Below are 241 nucleotides of genomic sequence, written 5' to 3' on the forward strand. Positions count from 1 at the left end.
CGGCTATCTCGCGGGCTACGAGACCATCGCCGACACCATGCAGGATCCGCACTTCGCACGGCTTGCCGCGCAGGTGATGGAGGAAGCCGCGGTGACGCTGACGATGCCTGCCGGCGCTGATCTCGCCGCCTATCGCGCTTCGCTACTCAAGCGCTTCGCCAATCCGGCGCTGCATCATCGCACCTGGCAGATCGCGATGGACGGCTCGCAAAAGCTGCCGCAGCGGCTGCTCGGCGCGATG

The 241-nt window shown here is 66.8% G+C and carries 1 pseudogene; it reads left to right on the forward strand.

Features of this window, described 5'->3' with window-relative positions:
- Positions 1-241 (forward strand): annotated as a pseudogene (locus IC66_RS42710) (mannitol dehydrogenase family protein); the annotation flags it as partial.

Source organism: Bradyrhizobium genomosp. III, from assembly GCF_000261705.1.
In the GTDB taxonomy this organism is placed as follows: domain Bacteria; phylum Pseudomonadota; class Alphaproteobacteria; order Rhizobiales; family Xanthobacteraceae; genus Bradyrhizobium; species Bradyrhizobium ottawaense.